This window comes from Pantoea sp. Morm, assembly GCF_016643525.1.
Taxonomy (GTDB): Bacteria; Pseudomonadota; Gammaproteobacteria; order Enterobacterales; family Enterobacteriaceae; genus Pantoea; species Pantoea dispersa.
Genome location: NZ_VOQX01000031.1, coordinates 16877 through 35371, shown reverse-complemented (window position 1 = coordinate 35371; position 18495 = coordinate 16877). Strand labels below are relative to the sequence as shown.

General features: G+C 59.9%; 15 protein-coding genes. 9 read left to right on the top strand and 6 right to left on the bottom strand.

Annotated elements, in window-relative coordinates; genetic code table 11:
* Positions 1–221: 221 nt before the first annotated feature.
* Positions 222–1556, top strand: a complete 1335-nt coding sequence (locus tag FT726_RS12825) for an aromatic acid/H+ symport family MFS transporter (protein WP_058774713.1) — start codon at positions 222–224, stop codon at positions 1554–1556.
* An 88-nt stretch (positions 1557–1644) separates the two neighbouring features.
* Complete coding sequence (locus FT726_RS12820; RefSeq protein WP_125308767.1) at positions 1645–2985, top strand: VOC family protein; 1341 nt, start codon at positions 1645–1647, stop codon at positions 2983–2985.
* A gap of 68 nt (positions 2986–3053) precedes the next feature.
* Here FT726_RS12820 and FT726_RS12815 read toward each other — a convergent pair whose 3' ends face one another.
* Positions 3054–3488, bottom strand: a complete 435-nt coding sequence (locus FT726_RS12815; protein ID WP_058769762.1) for a DoxX family protein — start codon at positions 3486–3488, stop codon at positions 3054–3056.
* Positions 3489–3679: 191 nt separating this feature from the next.
* Between FT726_RS12815 and FT726_RS12810 the strand changes: the two genes are divergently transcribed.
* On the top strand, positions 3680–5203 hold the full coding sequence (locus FT726_RS12810) for a carboxylesterase/lipase family protein (protein WP_104092915.1): 1524 nt from the start codon (positions 3680–3682) through the stop codon (positions 5201–5203).
* Between the two features lie 212 nt (positions 5204–5415).
* Positions 5416–7092 (top strand): methyl-accepting chemotaxis protein, encoded by a 1677-nt coding sequence (locus tag FT726_RS12805; protein ID WP_058769764.1) that lies wholly within the window; start codon positions 5416–5418, stop codon positions 7090–7092.
* Here FT726_RS12805 and FT726_RS12800 read toward each other — a convergent pair.
* Positions 7050–7931 (bottom strand): LysR substrate-binding domain-containing protein, encoded by an 882-nt coding sequence (locus FT726_RS12800; RefSeq protein ID WP_282995483.1) that lies wholly within the window; start codon positions 7929–7931, stop codon positions 7050–7052. The genes FT726_RS12805 and FT726_RS12800 overlap by 43 nt on opposite strands.
* 125 nt (positions 7932–8056) lie before the next feature.
* Here FT726_RS12800 and FT726_RS12795 point away from each other — a divergent pair, with 125 nt between their 5' ends.
* Both FT726_RS12795 and FT726_RS12790 read left to right on the top strand, forming a co-directional pair.
* On the top strand, positions 8057–9223 hold the full coding sequence (locus FT726_RS12795; protein ID WP_288422648.1) for a methionine aminotransferase: 1167 nt from the start codon (positions 8057–8059) through the stop codon (positions 9221–9223).
* Positions 9224–9236: 13 nt separating this feature from the next.
* The gene (locus tag FT726_RS12790; protein WP_288422624.1) at positions 9237–10016 is read left to right on the top strand and encodes a transporter substrate-binding domain-containing protein; all 780 of its coding nucleotides are present in this window, start codon (positions 9237–9239) and stop codon (positions 10014–10016) included.
* Between the two features lie 63 nt (positions 10017–10079).
* Here FT726_RS12790 and pepT read toward each other — a convergent pair whose 3' ends face one another.
* Positions 10080–11306, bottom strand: coding sequence for a peptidase T (pepT, locus tag FT726_RS12785; RefSeq protein WP_282995482.1), 1227 nt, complete (start codon positions 11304–11306; stop codon positions 10080–10082).
* Between the two features lie 114 nt (positions 11307–11420).
* Here pepT and FT726_RS12780 point away from each other — a divergent pair, with 114 nt between their 5' ends.
* On the top strand, positions 11421–13016 hold the full coding sequence (locus FT726_RS12780; protein ID WP_282995481.1) for an ABC transporter substrate-binding protein: 1596 nt from the start codon (positions 11421–11423) through the stop codon (positions 13014–13016).
* Here the strand turns inward: FT726_RS12780 and FT726_RS12775 are convergent.
* Positions 13006–13917 carry a LysR family transcriptional regulator gene (locus FT726_RS12775; RefSeq protein ID WP_058774705.1) on the bottom strand — a complete coding sequence of 304 codons (912 nt, stop codon included), beginning with the start codon at positions 13915–13917 and terminating at the stop codon, positions 13006–13008. The genes FT726_RS12780 and FT726_RS12775 overlap by 11 nt on opposite strands.
* Positions 13918–14064: 147 nt before the next feature.
* Between FT726_RS12775 and FT726_RS12770 the strand changes: the two genes are divergently transcribed.
* Both FT726_RS12770 and FT726_RS12765 read left to right on the top strand, forming a co-directional pair.
* Positions 14065–15486, top strand: coding sequence for a M20 family metallopeptidase (locus tag FT726_RS12770; RefSeq protein ID WP_346302900.1), 1422 nt, complete (start codon positions 14065–14067; stop codon positions 15484–15486).
* Positions 15483–16757: an MFS transporter gene (locus tag FT726_RS12765; protein WP_346302899.1), complete on the top strand. Its 1275-nt coding sequence runs from the start codon at positions 15483–15485 to the stop codon at positions 16755–16757. Before FT726_RS12770 ends, FT726_RS12765 begins: the two co-directional genes overlap by 4 nt.
* 40 nt (positions 16758–16797) lie before the next feature.
* Here the strand turns inward: FT726_RS12765 and aldA are convergent, their stop codons facing one another.
* Both aldA and FT726_RS12755 read right to left on the bottom strand, forming a co-directional pair.
* Positions 16798–18234, bottom strand: a complete 1437-nt coding sequence (gene aldA, locus FT726_RS12760) for an aldehyde dehydrogenase (protein WP_346302898.1) — start codon at positions 18232–18234, stop codon at positions 16798–16800.
* A gap of 159 nt (positions 18235–18393) precedes the next feature.
* The gene (locus FT726_RS12755) at positions 18394–18492 is read right to left on the bottom strand and encodes a YoaK family small membrane protein (RefSeq protein WP_021313714.1); all 99 of its coding nucleotides are present in this window, start codon (positions 18490–18492) and stop codon (positions 18394–18396) included.
* Positions 18493–18495 lie beyond the last annotated feature (3 nt).

Sequence of the window (18495 nt, the reverse complement as noted above, 5' to 3'; positions counted from 1 at the left end):
AGTTTTAGTAAGTGGCTGTATTGGTTAGGTTTATAAATAACCGGGCGTCCGGGCGCGTTTCTGTACTCAGCGTTATCAGTAGCTTAGCGGGTAAAATGTTGAATAATTCTCAATTTCACTTAAAAATCCTGCCCGTTATTGTTAACGATGCGCTATCATAAGCGCCGTTTTTTTTACCAAAACTGATGACCTATTCGTGATAATCCTGCAGGAGTGGTACCGTGACCAGCGCTGAAGCCATTGACGTCCGCCAGCTCATCAACCAGAGCGCGTTAAGCAGCTGGCAGAAGCGTTTAATTGCGCTGTGCTTTGTCGTGGTAGCGCTGGATGGCATGGATATCGCGCTGATGGGCTTTATCGCGCCGACGCTGAAAGCCAGCTGGGGCGTGACCAATCATCAGTTGGGGATGGTGATCAGCGCGGCGCTGATTGGCCTGGCGCTGGGTGCTATGGTGGCTGGACCGCTGGCCGATCGCTACGGCCGCCGCGTGATGATTCTGCTCAGCGTGCTGTTTTTTGGCCTCTGGACGCTGGCGACCGCCATGGCGCAAAACATCGAACAGATGATGCTGTTCCGCTTCCTTACCGGTCTGGGACTGGGAGCGGCGATGCCCAACGTCGGCACGCTGGTGGCTGAATACGCGCCCGAGCGGCGTCGCTCGTTTATTATCACCGTGGTGTTCTGCGGCTTCACCTTTGGCGCGGCCTCCGGCGGTTTTGCCGCCTCGTGGCTGCTGCCGCGCTATGACTGGCATTCCGTGATGCTGATGGGCGGCGTGCTGCCGCTGCTGGTGCTGCCGTTTCTGCTGCGCGGCCTGCCGGAGTCGGTGCGCTTTCTCATCAGCCAGCGCGCGCCCGCTGCACGCATTCACGCTATTCTGGCGCGCATGCTGCCGGGCAGCGTCCGGCCTGACAGCCATTTTCAAAGCAGTGAACCGCTGGCCGCGCGCCACGGTGCAGTGGCCACCGTCGTCTCACCCCGCTATCTGTTTGGCAGCCTGATGCTGTGGGGCGGCTACTTTATGGGGCTGTTTCTGGTCTACCTGATTGGCAGCTGGCTGCCATCGCTGATCAACACGCTGGGCATGTCTGTCACCGAAGCGGCTATCGTCACCGCCATGTATCAGGCGGGCGGCACCGTTGGCTCACTGTTTGCCGGCTGGCTGATGGACCGCATCAACGCCAATCTGGCGCTGGCCATCATTTACTTTTGCGGCGGCATCGCCATCGTGGCGCTCGGGTTTTCCCCGGCGCAGGTCGGGTTGATGAGCGCCATCGCCTTCTGCAGCGGCTTCTGTTTTAACGGTGCCAACACCGGCATGAATGCACTCTCGGCCAGTTACTATCCCACCCATGCCCGCGCGACCGGCTCCAGCTGGATGCACGGCGTCGGCCGCATCGGCGCGATCATCAGCGCCTTCGTTGGCGCTGAGCTGCTGTCCCTCGGCTGGGCGTTTAGCCAGATCTTTCTGCTGCTGGCACTGCCGGCGGCGCTGACCACGTTGATGCTGGTACTGAAATGCCGCTTTGGTGACCGGCCGCGCGTCACCGAGTGACAGGGCGATCACAGTTCCGCGAAAATGTTACCCGCCGCTAAAGGGTTGATCTACAGTAGCAGCAACCCTTTAGCCCAAGGTGATGACCATGGATAACTTTCTCACCCGCGATGCCATCCGCACGCTGTTTTCTCAGGCCATGTCGGCCATGTACCAGCAGGAGGTGCCGCAATATGGCACCCTGACGCAGCTGGTTACCGCCGTTAACGAACGCACCTTAGAAGCGCAGCCGGCGCTGAAAAACCGTCTGGCCGCCGCCGATGAGCTGAGCCGGCTCGGCGTGGAGCGTCACGGTGCCATTCGCGTTGGCACTGCCGCAGAGCTCAGCACGCTGCGGCAGATGTTTGCCGTGATGGGGATGGAGCCGGTGGGCTATTACGATCTGTCACAGGCGGGCGTGCCGGTGCACTCTACTGCCTTTCGCCCGGTCAGCGACAGCGCGCTGCGGCGCAATCCCTTCCGCGTTTTCACCTCGCTGCTGCGGCTGGAGTTGATCGACGATGCCGCACTGCGCGACAAAGCCACGGCTATCCTGGCGGCGCGCGACATCTTCACGCCTGGCTGCCGGGCACTGATCGCGCAGCATCAGCAGCAGGGCGGTCTCAATGCTGCCGATGCCGCCCGCTTTGTTCAGGAGGCGCTGGAAACCTTTCGCTGGCATGCGCACACCACGGTGGACAGCGCCACCTACCGCGCGCTGAGCCAGCAGCATCGCCTGATTGCCGACGTCGTGTGCTTCCGCGGCTGCCACATTAATCACCTGACGCCACGCACGCTGGACATCGATCGCGTGCAGGCGCTGATGCCTTCGCGCGGCATCGAACCGAAAATCCTGATTGAAGGGCCGCCGCCGCGCGCGGTGCCGATTCTGCTGCGCCAGACCAGCTTCAAAGCGCTGGAAGAGGCGGTGCATTTTAATGATGGCACGCCTGGCACCCATACCGCGCGCTTTGGTGAAATTGAGCAGCGCGGCGCGGCGCTTACGCCTAAAGGCCGCGCGCTGTACGACCGGCTGCTGGCGCAGGCCGGTACCGGCAGCGATAACCAGCAGCATCAGCAGCACCTCAGCGCGGTGTTTCGTGATTTTCCTGATGATGAACAGACGCTGCGCGAGCAGGAGCTGGCGTGGTTCCGCTACCGTCTGACGCCGCAGGGCGAGCATCAGCCGCCGCGCGCCGGGGAAACCGTGGCGCAGCTGCTGGCCACCGGACGTTTACAGGCGGAACCGATTGTCTACGAAGATTTTCTGCCGGTGAGCGCGGCCGGTATCTTCCAGTCGAATCTCGGCAACCAGACTCAGGCCCGCAGCGCCGGCAATGCCAGTCGTGCCGATTTTGAAGCCGCGCTCGGTGCCGCCGTGCAGGATGAGATGGTGCTGTATCAGCAGACGCAACAGCGCAGTCTGGCGCGCTGCGGCGTGCAGGAGTAGGGCGTAAAAAAGCGGCCTGAAAAGTGACAGGATCACTTTTACAGGCCGGCTGTTTTTCTTTCTAATGATTATTGCAGGCGTGCGTCGCGCACCAGCGTATATTTTCCGGCACCCAGGAACAGGATGGCCAGCGCGCCCAGCAGGTAAAGCGCTTCCGTTTCCAGCGACCAGGCGCCGACATCGGTGCGATGCCAGAGTGCGCCCATTTTCACCAGCAGCGTTGCGACTACCATGTTAACGGCAATGATAAAGGCCGCCGGGCGCGTCAGCAGGCCAACGATGACCATAATGGGTGCCACAATTTCCCCGATGTAAGCACCGTAAGCGATGAAACCTGGCATGCCTTTGACGCTGAGCAGATGGGCGATCCAGCCGACGCCATGAATCGCCTTAAACTCGCCATGAAACAGCAACAGCCCGCCGAAGGTTAAGCGTAACAGCAATTTACCGAAATCCGGGTGATCGCTCATCCGGGTGAACAGCTGATTGATGCCAGCAAACATCGCGTCTCTCCGTCACGCCAGGTTAACTTGCAACCATAAAACAGAATGCACCGCTGCAGTTAACCAAAAAATTTGATGAAGTTGTTCAATGAATCGGTCGCTTATTCGGCTTAATCTGCAAATGCTTGCAGAACATAGACATTCCACTGAGGCCTGCAAATAATGGAATCAGGCTTTACCAGGAACCCGCAATGAAAAATGAACGACGTCTGAGGATCATGACGGCAGAAGGTGAACTCAGAGGCCTGATGGATGATGAACTGTTTACCTTTAAAGGAATACCTTATGCAGCGCCGCCGGTTGGCGCACTGCGCTGGCGTCCGCCGCAGCCGGTGGCACCGTGGCAAACGCTGCGCGATGCCACCGCGTGGGGCGATGCCAGCTGGCAAAATCGTGACTACTGCGTGGCGGCCGGCGGCGGCGATCCGGGCCGCTTCAGCGAAGACTGCCTCTATCTGAATGTCTGGACGCCTGATGTCGAACCCGTTACGCCGTTACCGGTGATGGTATGGCTGCACGGCGGCGGTTTCAGCATCGGTGCCGGCAGCCTTGATCCCTATCGCGGCAAAGCGCTGGCAGCGCAGGGTGTGGTGGTGGTGACACTCAATTACCGCCTTGGTCATTTCGGCTTTTTCGCGCATCCGGCGCTCGACGCCCAGTATCCGCCGGGCAAGGTGGTCAATAATTTTGCGCTGCTGGATCAGATTGCCGCGCTGCAGTGGATTCAGCGTAACATCCCGGCATTTGGCGGCGATCGCCATAACGTCACGCTGTTTGGCGAATCGTCCGGCGCGCGCAGCGTACTGTCGCTATGTTGCTCGCCGCTGGCCGAAGGACTGTTTCATAAGGGCATCGTGCAAAGTGCCTACAGCCTGCCGGACGTGCCGCATAAGCAGGCGCAGCAAACCGGCCTGCAGGTGGCAGCGCATTTCAATCTGGCCGCGGATGCCAGTGCGGAACAGCTGCGCGCACTGCCGGCCGACAGTTTCTGGCCGCTGGAGCGACCGCTGGCGCTGGGGCCGGTGGCCATCAGCGGCGATGCGGTGCTACCCAGACCGATGCTCGACACCTTTATGGCGGGTAAACAGCATCGCGTGCCGTTGATGATTGGCAGCAACAGCGACGAAGCCAGCGTGCTCGACTACTTCGGCGTGGATGCCCGCAGCGTGTTACAGCAGCTGCGCAGCAAAAGTCGCCTGAGTTATCGCCTGCTGAAGTGGCTGTACGATATCCATGATGACAGCCTGCTGGGGCGCGCGGTGGCGCGCGACATGGCGTTTACCGTCATGCCGCTGCTGGTGGCGCAGTCGCAGCACAGCATCGGCATGCCTGCGTGGCGTTACTGGTTTGATTATGTGTCAGAAAACGCGCGTCATCTCTACCCGCACGGCACCTGGCACGGCAACGAAATTCCTTATGTCTTCAATACGCTCGCGACGCTGCCGCCGCCGGGTGACTGGCATTACAGCGCCAGCGATATCGCCTTTGCCGGCCGCGTCAGCGCCTGGTGGGTGGCCTTTGCACGGGATGCCAGTGAGTTCAGCCATCGGCTGCGGCTCGACGGGGAACCCGACTGGCCGGTGTGGCGGCCAGGTGAAGATTTGACTCTCGCCTTTGGCCACGACGGTAAAGCGGAATCGGTGCTGAAGGCGCGATTTATGCGCGGCCGTCTGCGTCTGTTTCGCCTGATGATGCGCAGCCACGTTAAACTTTAATAAGCCTGCTAATCATGTAAAAACATCAATGTTTTTTTAAGGCAAATTGGCCGCTATCTGCCTGATTTTACGACCGCTCAGCCGCCCCGCGCGGCACCCCATCCTGCAATTAATTAGCTTACAAAACATTTATCTTTTCCCGGTTCGCTGCCGATAAATACCCTAAGCCCTGTTTTATCCGGGCTGCCAGCGTTCACACCAGGGGATTATGTATGGGTATGTTAAAAAACTTCACGATTCGCGCCGTTATGCTGACCATTCTCGGGCTTTTCTGCCTGTTATGGTGTGGCGTAGGGCTGTTCAGCGTCCATTCGCTGAATGCGCTTGGCGAGGGTAACGAGATTGATCGTCAGCTGGTAAACCAGATGACGGCGCTCAGCAAAGGCAACGATCAATATTTCCGCGTGGTCACGCGTCTGTCGCGGGTAATGGAAGGCCGCACCGCCGGTAACGCGCCGACCGCAGAAGCGTTCGCGCCGGTGCAGCAGGCACTGGATAACATGAAACAGCAGTTAACCCAGTTCAAAGCCATGGCGCCGGGTCCGATGGACAGTGAGACGGTGAACAATGTGATCAGCAGCTGGCAGAAACTGCTGGATGAGGGTATCGCACCACAGGTGGCGCTGGCGCAGCAGGCTTCACTGGATGCATGGCGCGCGCAGGCCAACAATGTCACGCCGCCGCTGAGCCGGGCGTTTGGTGCCAGCGCAGAAGCGTTTAATCAGGCCGCCAGCAGCAAGCTGGATGAGACCCGCGTGACCGTGGACACGCTTACCAGCATGACCAAAGTGATTATTGTGTCGGCGGTGGTGTTCGGCTTATTGATTCTGCTGTTCACTGACCGTTACCTGGTGACGATGCTGGTGAAACCACTGGATCGCATTCGTAACCATTTTACCGTGATTGCGCAGGGCGATCTCAGCCAGCCGGTGGAAGAATTTGGCCGCAACTGCGTCGGCAAACTGGTGCCACTGCTGCGGGCGATGCAGGACAGCCTGCGTGAAGCCGTCAGCGCCATCCGCAGCGGCACGGAGAACATCTACCGCGGCGCGGCAGAAATTTCAGCCGGCAATAACGATCTTTCATCGCGCACCGAAGAGCAGGCGGCCGCGCTGGAACAGACCGCAGCCAGCATGGAGCAACTGACCGCCACGGTGAAATTCAACGCCGACAACGCACGTCAGGCCAGCGCGCTGGCGGAGACCGCCACCGGCACCGCACAGCAGGGCGGCCGTCTGGTTGGCGAAGTGGTGACCACCATGCAGGGCATTTCCGGCAGTTCGAAAAAGATTGCCGAAATCACCAGCGTGATCAACGGCATCGCCTTCCAGACCAACATCCTGGCGCTCAACGCGGCAGTCGAAGCAGCGCGTGCTGGTGAGCAGGGGCGCGGCTTTGCCGTGGTGGCCAGCGAAGTGCGCAACCTGGCGCAACGCAGCGCCGGCGCCGCAAAAGAGATCGCCACGCTGATTGAAGATTCGGTGTCACGCGTTGAAAAGGGCTCGGAGCTGGTCAGCAGCGCTGGCAGCACCATGCATGACATTCTGAAGTCGGTGCAGGATGTGAATGAGATCATGAAGCACATCGCTGCCGCGTCGGAAGAGCAGAGCAAAGGGATTTCGCAGGTCGGCACCGCCGTCACCGAAATGGACAGCGTCACCCAGCAGAACGCATCGCTGGTGGAGCAGGTGTCGGCGGCGGCCAGCGCGCTGGAGCGTCAGACCGAAGAGCTGCAGGCGTCGGTGGCGAAGTTCCGTCTGTCCGACAGCGCGCCGCGCGCACAGGCTGTGGCATCCACTGCTGCGCCTGCGCTGCGCCGGCCGGTGTTATCTGCCGCCGCAGGCGCTCAGGGTAAACCCGCCAGCAGTGAAGAGTGGGTTTCATTCTGAGACTGACACAACCACGCCACCAGCTGCGGCAAAAACGGTGGCGCATCTTTTTCCGCCCGCTGTAACAGGCTGTAGCTCGCCCCGGTTGCCACACTCGCGGCAAACGGGGCGATTAACCGCCCATTCGCCAAATCATTCTCCACCAGCGTAATATCCGCCACCGTCACGCCAAATCCCTGAATCGCCGCGCTGATCGCCAAATCCATGGTGGCGAAGTGCTGATTGCGCGCCATCGGCAGCTGCTCCGCCTGGCCGGACAGCCACAGCTGCCAGTCGCGCGTATCGCCGGTCGGGTGCAGGAAGGTGAATCTGGCCAGTTCGCTGACATGGCGCGGCGCCGGCACGCTGCTGGCCAGCACCGGCGTCAGGCGCTCGGCAAACAGCGGAATGGCACCGGCAGGCGGCGTGCCGAATACAATTGCCGCATCAAAGTTTTCCAGCTGCGACGCGTGATCGAGCGTGGTGGTCAGCGCCACGTGAATGTCTGGCCGCTGCTGCTCCAGCGCCACCAGACGCGGCACCAGCCAGCGCATGGCGCAGGTCGGGGCTTTCAGCCGAATCGAGGCATTGCTGCGGCTGGCTTTCTCAGTGGCATTGACCAGCAGATTGAATCCCTGCTGCAGCTCCGGCAGTAGCGCCGCGCCCTGATCGGTGAGATGCAGACCGCGCGCGTGGCGCTCAAACAGGGCAAACCCCAGCCAGCTCTCCAGCGCCGCAATTTTGCGGCTCACCGCGCCCTGAGTGATGCACAGTTCGCTGGCGGCGCGCGTCAGGTTGAGATGACGGGCAGTGACCAGAAAGGCATGAATGGCGTTGAGCGGCAGAGCAGAGCGGGACATAACGGCCTCAAGCTATGATTTTTTATCATGGCTATTATGACAACAATTCGCTTGTCGACTCAAGCGTCGCGCCGTTGAATAGAAATCTACTTCCGATACGTGGTTATGCAACCTGTGGAGCAATGATGACCCTGAACAGCAGCGTGAAGCTCTCCTCCAAACAGCCGGACGTCGGCACCACCATTTTTAGCGTGATCGGCCAGCTGTCCGCACAGCATCAGGCCGTTAATCTGTCCCAGGGCGCGCCCAATTTCCCGTGTGACCCGCAGCTGGTTGAGCTGGTCAGCCAGGCGATGCGCGACGGCCATAATCAGTATGCCGCGATGACCGGTTTACCGGCGCTGCGCGAAGCGCTGGCGGAGAAGGTGCACCGCCTGTATGGCCAGCCGTACGATGCCGCCAGCGAAGTCCTGATCACCGGCAGTGCCAGTCAGGGCATCTACATGGCGATTTCGGCGCTGGTGCATCCGGGTGATGAAGTGATCTTCTTTGAGCCGGCCTTTGACAGCTACGCGCCGGTGGTGCGGTTGCAGGGCGCGACGCCGATCGGCCTCAAGCTGCAGGTGCCGGATTTTGCGATTGACTGGGACGAACTGCGTGCCGCGATCACGCCGCGTACGCGCATGATTATCATCAATACGCCACATAACCCGAGCGGACAGGTACTGAATGCCGCCGATCTCGACCAGCTGGCGGCCCTGACGCGTAATACCGACATCGTGGTGTTGTCTGATGAAGTCTACGAACACATCGTGTTTGACGGCCAGACGCACTGCGGCATGGCCACGCATGCGGAACTGGCACAGCGCAGCGTGGTGGTGTCCTCCTTCGGCAAAACCTTCCACGTGACCGGCTGGCGCGTCGGCTATGCGCTGGCGCCTGCTGCGCTGATGGCGGAGATCGTCAGGGTGCATCAGTTCATGATGTACGCCGCCGATACGCCGATGCAGGTTGGCTTCGCGCAGTATCTGCAGAACCCGCAAAACTATCTGCAGCTGTCGTCGTTTTATCAGGCGAAGCGCGATCGGCTGCAGACGCTGCTGCAGGATTCACCGTTCAGGCTGTTACCGAGCGCCGGTTCGTTCTTTATGTTGGCCAGCTACGGACATTTCAGTGACGAAAGCGACAGTGAAATGGTAAAACGTCTCATCGTCGATCACGGTGTGGCTACCATTCCGCTGTCGGCGTTTTATATGGATGGCACTGACAATAAATTAATCCGCCTTTCTTTTGCTAAAGACGACGCAACGCTCGAAGCCGGCGCGCAGGCGCTGTGCCGGGTTAAAGGGTAATTAGGGGAAAATAATGAAAAAACTGAACGCACTGTTTATCGCACTGGGCATGATCACCTCCGTGCAGGCGCTGGCGCAGGAGAGCCTGCGCTACGGTCTGGAGTCGCAATATCCGCCGTTTGAAAGCCGCAACGCGCAGGGCGAGCTGGAGGGTTTTGACATCGAACTGGGCAAAGCCATCTGCCAGGTCGGCCATTTTGACTGCAAATGGGTTGAGAGCAGCTTTGATGCGCTGATCCCGGCGCTGCAGGCGAAAAAATTTGATGCGATTAACTCGGCGATGAACATCACCGAGGCGCGGGCGAAAAGTATCGACTTCACCAACCCGATCTACCGCATTCCCACCATGCTGATCGTGAAGCAGGGCGAGAAACTCGAGCCGACGGCGGCGTCGCTGAAAGGTAAAAATATTGGCGTGCTGCAGGGCTCGATCCAGGAAACCTACGCTAAAAAGCACTGGGAATCCCAGGGCGTGACGGTGACGTCGTATCAGGATCAGAACCAGGTGTATAACGACATGGTCGCTGGCCGTCTTGACGGTACGCTGGTGATGTCCGCCGCCGGTCAGTCTGGTTTCCTCGATAAGCCGCAGGGCAAAGGTTTCGCCTTTGCCGGTAAGCCGGTGGAAGACGACACCATTCTCGGTTCCGGCATTGGTTTCGGTCTGCGCAAAGGCGATAGCAAGCTGAAAGGTGAACTGGATGCGGTCATCGCCAAAGTCCAGGCCGACGGCACCGTCACTAAACTGGCGGCGAAATTCTTCCCGGGCATTGACGTCAGCGTCAGCAAATAAGCGGGTGTCAGCCTGACCGGCAGTCGCCGGTCAGGCAGTTTTAACGTTTCTCTGCAACCGCGCTTATCGGGCTGCCAGATAACAGAGTGCTTCCGCCACCTGATACGACTTCACAAATGACGGGATCGGCAGGAATTCAAAGCGCGAATGGAAATTGTGCGCGCCGGTGAAGAAATTCGGCGTCAGTAACCCTTTGGCCGACAGCGCAGACCCATCGGTGCCGCCGCGCATCGGAATCACTTTAGGTTCCACGCCCACCTGCTGCAGCGCAGCAAAAATCAGATAGATTGCCCGCCGGTCCTCACCTATCGCGTTACTGATGTTGCTATAGATATCATTGATCTTCAGCGCGACGTGACCAGTCGGATAGTGCGCGGCGATCTGATCGGCGACTTCCACCAGCTGCTGCTTCTTCGCATCAAAACCCTTTAAATCGAAATCGCGAATCGACGCTTTCAATACCGCCTGGCTGGCATTGGCCTGCATATCATTGAACCAGATATAGCCATCGCGCCCGGCGGTATGCTCGGGCGTGGCAAGCCGGTCGAAGCGGGAGATGAAGTCGTGCGCCATAAGTAGCGGATTCACCAGCACGCCTTTGCCCGACATGGGATGCGCCGGCACGCCGGTGAAGGTAATTTCAGCGGAGGCGCCGTTGAAGCATTCATACACCACTTCGCCCAGCTCGCAGCAGTCGATGGTCCAGGCGAAATCGACGTTAAAGCGCGTCTCCAGGTCCAGCGCTTTGGCGCCGCGCAGGCCGATCTCTTCATCCGGCACAAACGCCACCACCACATCACCGTGCTCGCCACGCAGGTTCTCCACCAGCGTCATCACCACGCTGACTGCCGCTTTGTTGTCGGCCCCCAGCACGCTGGTGCCGTCGCTGAACACAATCTCCTGACCGACATACGGCAGGATTTCCGGATGCTCCGCCACCCGCAACCAGATGTCCTGCTGCGCATTCAGACACAGATCCGCGCCCTCAAAGCGCAGGGTTTGCGGATGGATATCCGGTGATAGCCCGACATCGACGGTATCAATATGGGTGATAAAGCCCACGCGCGGCGCGCCAGGCCGGTTGCCCGGTTTCACGGCGGTCACCGTGGCATGCTGATCAATCACCACATCCTGCAGACCGAGATCGCGCAGCTCCTGCGCCAGCAGTTCCGCCATGGCGTGTTGCGACGGCGTACTGGGCAGCGTGCTGGATTTGGCATCGCTCTGGCTGGAGACCGCCAGATAACGGTAAAAACGCTGGGTCAGCTGACGGGCAAGTTGGTCTGTCATCACAATTCCTTATTAGCTTTGCGCCACTGGAGATACGCCAGACGGCTAAATCATGTTATTTATGAAATAAATACCGATGCTGGCTCATGGAAGTCAATAAAAAGCGAGAAGACGATGAAAAAGATGATAGGAAAACTGGCGCTTAGCGCACTGGGGTTAGCGGTTGCAGGCGGCGTCTCGGCGAAGACGCTGGTTTACTGTTCTGAAGGCTCGCCGGAAAACTTCAATCCGCAGCTCTACACCTCCGGTACCAGCGTGGACGCCAGCGCCGTGCCGATTTTTAACCGCCTGGTGGATTTCAAACCGGGCACCACCGAGCTGGTGCCCAGCCTGGCGGAGCGCTGGGAGATCAGCCCGGACGGCAAGGTGTATACCTTCCATCTGCGCAAAGGGGTTAAGTTCCAGGGCAATAAACTGTTTACGCCGTCGCGCGATCTCAACGCCGATGACGTGATCTTCTCGTTTATGCGCCAGCTCGATACGAAAAACCCGTATCACACCGTTTCGGGCGGTAACTATGCCAACTTTGAAAGCCTCGAGCTGGCAAAACTGATCACCCGTATCGATAAGGTGGATGATCTGACGGTGCGGATTACGCTGGCCCATGCCGAAGCGCCGTTTCTCGCCGATCTGGCGTGGTATTTCGCCTCGATTCACTCGGCGGAATATGCCGACCAGATGCTGAAAGCCGGTACGCCAGAAAAAGTGGACATGCAGCCGATTGGCACCGGACCGTTTGAGCTGGTGCAGTACCAAAAAGATTCCCGCATTCTCTACAAAGCCTTCCCGCAGTACTGGCAGGGCAAGGCCAAAATCGATCGTCTGGTGTTTTCCATCACCCCGGACGCCTCGGTGCGCTATGCCAAACTGGAGAAAAACGAGTGCCAGGTTATGCCGTTCCCTAATCCGGCCGATCTCGACAACATGCGCCACAACCCGAACATCACGCTGGAACAGAAATCTGGCCTCAACACCGGTTTCCTGTCGTTCAACACCACCAAAGCCCCGCTGGATAACGTGAAAGTGCGCCAGGCGCTGGCGATGGCCATCAATAAGCAGGCGATCATTGATGCCATCTTCAAAGGTACCGGCACGGTGGCGAAGAATATTCTGCCGCCGGATGTGTGGAGTGCTGATAAAGATCTGCAGGATTACGCCTACGATCCGCAACAGGCCAAAGCGCTGCTGCAGCAGGCCGGCATTCAGCCGGGCACCGAAATTTCGCTGTGGGCGATGCCGGTCCAGCGGCCGTATAACCCCAACGCCCGCCGCATGGCTGAGATGATTCAGGCCGACTGGGCAAAAGTGGGCATCAAAGCCAACATCGTCAGCTATGAGTGGGGCGAATACCTGAAGCGCGTCAAGGGCGGCGAGCATCAGGCGGCGCTGATGGGCTGGACCACCGCCACCGGCGATCCGGATAACTTCTTCGGGCCATTGTACAGCTGCACCTCGGCGAACGGCGGCTCCAACTCGTCCAAATGGTGCTATGCGCCGTTTGAGAAAATCATCACCGAGGCGCGCGCCGAGCAAAATCACGACAAGCGCGTGGCGTTGTACCGCGAGGCGCAGCAGATGATGCATGACCAAATGCCGGCGGTAATGATTGCGCACTCAACGATTTTCGAGCCGGTGCGTAAATCGGTCAGCGGCTACCAGGTGGATCCGTTCGGCAAGCACATCTTCTATCCGGTGGATATCACGCCTTAATCGCAGCGGACAGCGCGCTGAGCTGCTGTTGCAGAAAGGTCAGAAACAGAGTCAGGGCGGCGCTGCGGGGTCGCCCTGACTGCGTCTGCAGCTGCAGCGTACGCTGGCTTAGCTGATCGATATTGACCGCGCGCATCACCAGACCCTGCTGCTGCGCTTCCTCCAGGGTAAAACTGCTGCAAATGGTCACCGCCAGCGGCGTGCGCAGTAAAAAATGGAACAGGGTGGAGAAATTGTCGCAGGTCAGCACCGGTTCAATCAGGTGGCCACTCATGTGGCTGGCCAGCTCAAACAGCTGGCGTACCGTGGTGTTTTGCTGCGGTAGTGCCAGCGGATAGTGGCTGAGATCGGCCAGCGCCACCTGCGGCACGCCCGCCAGCGGATGGCTGTCATGCATCACCAGCAGCACCGGCGCCGGCCATGAGCCCACCACCTCAACCGCACGTTCCGCGTGCAGGCTGAATTGCAATGCCACATCGCACTCGCCGCTGCGCAGCAGTTCAGCCACGCCCTGAGCGCTTGCCACCCGGACGTCAAACAGCACGCCGGGATGATCGCGGCGAAAGGCGGCAATCAGCCGGGGCAGCAGGGTAAACGCCAGCCCGTCGGTACAGGCGACACGAATCAGCGTGCGCCGCACCGCCTTCAGCCCTTTGATCTCCGCCAGCGCATACTCCATATCCAGCAGATTTTTACGCACGTGATGGGCAAAAATCTCGCCGGCCTCGGTCAGCACCATCCCGCGCGCATGACGGGCAAACAGCGTCACGCCCAGCTGCTGCTCCAGCCGCTGAATTTGACGGCTGATGGCAGAGACCGCCACAAACAGCTGGGCGCTGGCCGCGCTGAGCGAACCGCAATCGGCTACCGCGAGAAAATAACGCATTTCCGTGCTTAACATGCCATGGCCTCCGTCTGTGCCTGCCTCGAAATCGGGCAACGCAGCTTTGCTTTAAAGGCAAATCTTACTCGATAAATTGATAATTGTGGCAAAGCTGCCTTTCCGCAAAGATGAAAAAACAGCAGACCTATAACAGGCAGGGCAAACATGACAGCACAACAGGCGGTTCAGCAGGCCACCGCATATTTCGACAGCGGGGAATTTCAACGTATCCTGGCGCGCCGCGTGGCGTGGCGCACCGAGAGCCAGCGCGACGATCGCGATGCGGCGTTACAGGACTATTTGCAGCAGGAGATTGCACCGCAACTGCAGGCGCTGGGCTTCACGCTACAGCTCATCGATAACCCGCACGCTGCCGGCCGGCCATTCCTCGTGGCGGTGCGCATGGAAGATCCCGCCTTACCGACCTTGCTGAGCTACGGGCACGGTGATGTGGTATTCGGCGATGACGAAAACTGGCGCAGCGGGCTGTCGCCGTGGCAGCTGACCGAAGAGGGCGATCGCTGGTACGGGCGCGGCAGCGCCGACAACAAAGGTCAGCACTGCGTCAATCTTGCGGCGCTGGAGCAGGTGTACCAGGCGCGCGGCGGCCGTCTCGGCTTTAACTGCAAATGGCTGTTTGAGATGGGCGAAGAGATCAGCTCGCCGGGGCTGGCGCAGCTGTGTCAGCAGCAGGCGGAACTGTTGCAGGCTGACCTGTTCATTGCCTCAGACGGTCCGCGGCTCAATGCCGTGCGGCCGACGCTGTTCCTCGGTTCGCGCGGTGCGGTAAATTTCCGCCTGACCATCAACGCGCGTGACAATGCTTATCACTCCGGCAACTGGGGCGGACTGCTAAGCAATCCCGGCACCCGACTGGCCAGCGCCATCGCCACGCTGGTGGACGCGCAGGGCGTGCTGCAGGTTGAGGCGCTGCGGCCCGATTCGCTGACCCCGCAGGTGCGCGCGATTCTCAGCGATATCGAGGTGGGGGGCATGCCAGGCGATCCCGCGATTGACACCAACTGGGGCGAGCCAGGCCTGACGCCTGCCGAACGCCTGTACGGCTGGAACACGCTGGAAGTGCTGTCGTTTCTCACCGGTAACCCGGCGCGCCCGATGAATGCCATTCCCGGCAGCGCGACGGCGGTGTGCCAGCTGCGTTTTGTGGTCGGTACCGACTGGCAGCGGCTGGCGCAGCACGTCAGCGCGCATCTGGCGCAGCACGGCTTCCATGATGTTGAGGTTGAATTTTTGCGCGGTTCACCCGCCACGCGTCTCGATCCTGACGATCCGCTGGTGCACTGGGTGCTGAACAGCATGGCGGCAACCAGCGGCAAAAAACCTGCGCTGCTGCCCAACCTTGGGGGATCGCTGCCGAATGAAGTGTTCGCGGAGATTCTGGGCCTGCCAACGCTGTGGGTGCCACATTCGTATCCCGCCTGCGGTCAGCATGGCGTGAATGAGCACATGCTGAAATCGATTGCCCGTGAAGGGCTGCAGATCATGACGCAGCTGCTGTGGGAGCTGGGCGAGCAGGGAACGGAATGGCTGGCGCAACACCGCGCCTGTGCGGGAGGTGGCGCATGAGCAGCCTCAGCCATAGCGCGCCGCTGAGCGGGGTGAAGCCAAACCTGCATAAAACGCTGTTTGCGACCTGCATCGGTAATGCGCTGGAGTGGTTCGACATTGCGGTATATGGCTTCTTCGCCAGCTATATCGCCCACGCCTTCTTTCCCACCAGCGATGCGTCGGTCTCGCTGCTGCTGACCTTTGGCAGTTTCGGCGTCTCCTTTCTGATTCGCCCGCTGGGCGCGGTGGTGCTGGGCAATTATGCCGATCGCCACGGGCGTAAAAAAGCGCTGCTGCTGTCGATCAACCTGATGATGCTTGGCGGAGCCATCATTACTTTTATGCCGGGCTACGACAGCATCGGCCTGCTCGCACCGCTGCTGATCCTGCTGGCGCGCCTGGTGCAGGGCTTCTCTGCCGGTGGCGAATTTGGCAGCTCTACGGCGTTTCTGGTCGAGCATTTTCCCGAGCGCAAAGCCTTTATTGCCAGCTGGCAGTTCGCCACTCAGGGCGCCAGCACGCTGATGGCCTCGGCGTTTGGTCTCGGTCTGACGCAGCTCCTGAGCGAAGGCCAGATTCAGGCGTGGGGCTGGCGTATTCCGTTTGCCTTCGGCCTGCTGATTGGCCCGCTCGGGCTGTATATCCGCCGTCACGTGCACGAGCCCGCCAGCTTTGCCGCGCAGACGCCGGAAGCGGCCCCGCTCAAACGGCTGTTTGGCCGGCAAAAAGCGCTGATGCTGCTGGCGATTGGCCTGATGGTGATCTCCACGGCGGTCAACTACATGCTCAACTACGTGCCGACCTACGCAACCAAAAATCTGCATCTGCCGGGCTCGGTGGCCTTTACCGCCACACTGCTGGCCGGGGTGATTCTGACGGTAGTGACGCCGCTGATGGGATGGTGGGCGGAGCGCATTGGCCGCCTGCCGCTGATGTGGGGCTCGCTCATACTGCTGATGGTCACCATCTTTCCGGCCTTTCGGCTGGTGGTCAATCACACCACGCCGGCCACGCTGATTGTGCTGGTGTGCTGGATGGCGCTGCTGAAATCGATCTATTTTTCCACCGTGCCCTCGGTGATGGCGGATCTGTTCCCGATTGGTACGCGCGCCAGCGGCATGGCCATCAGCTATAACATTGCGGTTACGGTGTTTGGCGGTTTTGCGCCGCTGATTTGCACGCTGCTGATCAGTGCCGCCGGCACCAGTCTGGCGCCGGGCTACTACCTGATGGCGATGTCGCTCTTAAGCGGGATAGCGCTGCTGCGCAGTCAGAAACGGATACGCTAAGTGGCAACCGGTGCGCGCGCTGCGCACCGGTGTTTACGCATCAGGCAAACTGCAGATAGGCGACGTGCGTTTGCAGATACTCCTCCAGCCCGTGGCGGCCATCGGCACCGCCGATGCCGGATTTGCGCCAGCCGGCATGGAACCCCTGCATCGCTTCAAAATTTTCGCGGTTAATGTAGGTTTCCCCGAATTTCAGCCGGCGCAGCGCGATCATCGCGGTGTTCAGATCGCGGGTATACAGCGATGAGGTCAGGCCATAGTCGCAGTCGTTAGCCAGCGCGATGGCTTCATCCAGCGTGTTAAAGCGCATCACCGGCAGCACCGGGCCAAAAATCTCCTCACGCATGATCGCCATCTCCTGACGTACCCCGGTGATGATGGTCGGTTCAAAATAAAAACCACGTTCACCGGCGCGTTTGCCCCCCAGCACCACCTTGCCGCCCTGCGCGACGGCGCTGGCGACCTTTTGCCCGACGCGGTCGCACGCGGCTGCGCTAATCAGCGGCCCCATATCCACATCGGCCTGCTGCGCCGGATCGCCAAATTTCACCTGCTGCATCGCCACGGTCAGGGCGCTGATAAAGCGATTGTAAATGCCGTCTTGTACATACACGCGCTCGGCGCAGTTACACACCTGGCCACTGTTAATAATGCGCGAACTGACGATAGCCCTGACGGCCAGATCGAGGTCGGCGTCGTTCATGACAATTGCCGGCGCTTTACCGCCCAACTCCAGCGACACTTTGGTCACATTCGGCGCCGCGGCGGCCATGGTGGCGATGCCGGCGTTGACGCTGCCGGTCAGGCTCACTAACCCGACTTTAGGATTGGCGGCCAGTTCCTGTCCTACCTCCGGGCCATAGCCGTAAACGATGTTAATTACCCCGGGCGGCAGGCCGATGTCGTCGATAATGGCGGCGAACAGGGCGGCGTTGTTCGGGGTGATCTCACTCGGCTTCAGCACGATGGTGTTGCCGGTGATCAGCGCCGGTGCCGCTTTGCGCGCAATCAGGAAGAAGGGAAAATTCCACGGCAGAATGCCGGTGGTCACGCCAATCGCTTTCTTAAACACAAAGATGTTTTCGTTTGGGCGATCGCTGTTGATGATTTCGCCTTCGTAGCGTCGCGCCCATTCCGCCATGTAGTCGAAGTAGTCAGCGGTAAACAGCACTTCAGTTTGCGCCAGCGCCTGGGTTTTGCCGCCCTCCGCGACGAGGGTGGCGCTCAGCTCAGGCTCGCGCTGGCGAATTGCCGTGGCGATGCGGTGCAGCCAGTCGCCGCGCGTCACCGCCGGTAACGCTTCCCAGCCGGGCTGAGCGGCTTCTGCGGCGGCAATGGCTGCCGCCGCCTGCTGTTTGCTGCCCTGGGGCACGCGTGACAGCAGGGTCTCCGTCGCCGGGTTAATCACTTCAATCCAGCTATCGTTATGCGCCTCGACAAACGCGCCATTAATGTAGTGTTGATGATGAAGGGTCATGTGCAGGGGCTCCACGCTCGGTTTTGTTAAACTGATGTGAAGGAAGAGTGAAGCAGATGAACGCTGGCGACCTTTTTATCACTGCCAGCACCGGCAGGGCGCTGGCAATAGCGGCAAGAATCACGCGACCGACGCAGCATTCTGCGTCAGTGGACCGTTTCAGGAACCAGGCATCATGGCGCCGCTGGCAATAAACCAGACCAGAAAACTGACACCGGCAACGATAATGGCGATGGGGAACAGCAGACCGATTTTCATATG

Coding starts and splice junctions, on each gene's coding strand:
- FT726_RS12820 (WP_125308767.1), top strand. CDS start 1,645: ATGGATAACTTTCTCACCCGCGATGCCATCCGCACGCTGTTTTCTCAG.
- FT726_RS12815 (WP_058769762.1), bottom strand. CDS start 3,488: ATGTTTGCTGGCATCAATCAGCTGTTCACCCGGATGAGCGATCACCCG.
- FT726_RS12810 (WP_104092915.1), top strand. CDS start 3,680: ATGAAAAATGAACGACGTCTGAGGATCATGACGGCAGAAGGTGAACTC.
- FT726_RS12805 (WP_058769764.1), top strand. CDS start 5,416: ATGGGTATGTTAAAAAACTTCACGATTCGCGCCGTTATGCTGACCATT.
- FT726_RS12800 (WP_282995483.1), bottom strand. CDS start 7,931: ATGTCCCGCTCTGCTCTGCCGCTCAACGCCATTCATGCCTTTCTGGTC.
- FT726_RS12795 (WP_288422648.1), top strand. CDS start 8,057: ATGACCCTGAACAGCAGCGTGAAGCTCTCCTCCAAACAGCCGGACGTC.
- FT726_RS12790 (WP_288422624.1), top strand. CDS start 9,237: ATGAAAAAACTGAACGCACTGTTTATCGCACTGGGCATGATCACCTCC.
- pepT (WP_282995482.1), bottom strand. CDS start 11,306: ATGACAGACCAACTTGCCCGTCAGCTGACCCAGCGTTTTTACCGTTAT.
- FT726_RS12780 (WP_282995481.1), top strand. CDS start 11,421: ATGAAAAAGATGATAGGAAAACTGGCGCTTAGCGCACTGGGGTTAGCG.
- FT726_RS12775 (WP_058774705.1), bottom strand. CDS start 13,917: ATGTTAAGCACGGAAATGCGTTATTTTCTCGCGGTAGCCGATTGCGGT.
- FT726_RS12770 (WP_346302900.1), top strand. CDS start 14,065: ATGACAGCACAACAGGCGGTTCAGCAGGCCACCGCATATTTCGACAGC.
- FT726_RS12765 (WP_346302899.1), top strand. CDS start 15,483: ATGAGCAGCCTCAGCCATAGCGCGCCGCTGAGCGGGGTGAAGCCAAAC.
- aldA (WP_346302898.1), bottom strand. CDS start 18,234: ATGACCCTTCATCATCAACACTACATTAATGGCGCGTTTGTCGAGGCG.
- FT726_RS12755 (WP_021313714.1), bottom strand. CDS start 18,492: ATGAAAATCGGTCTGCTGTTCCCCATCGCCATTATCGTTGCCGGTGTC.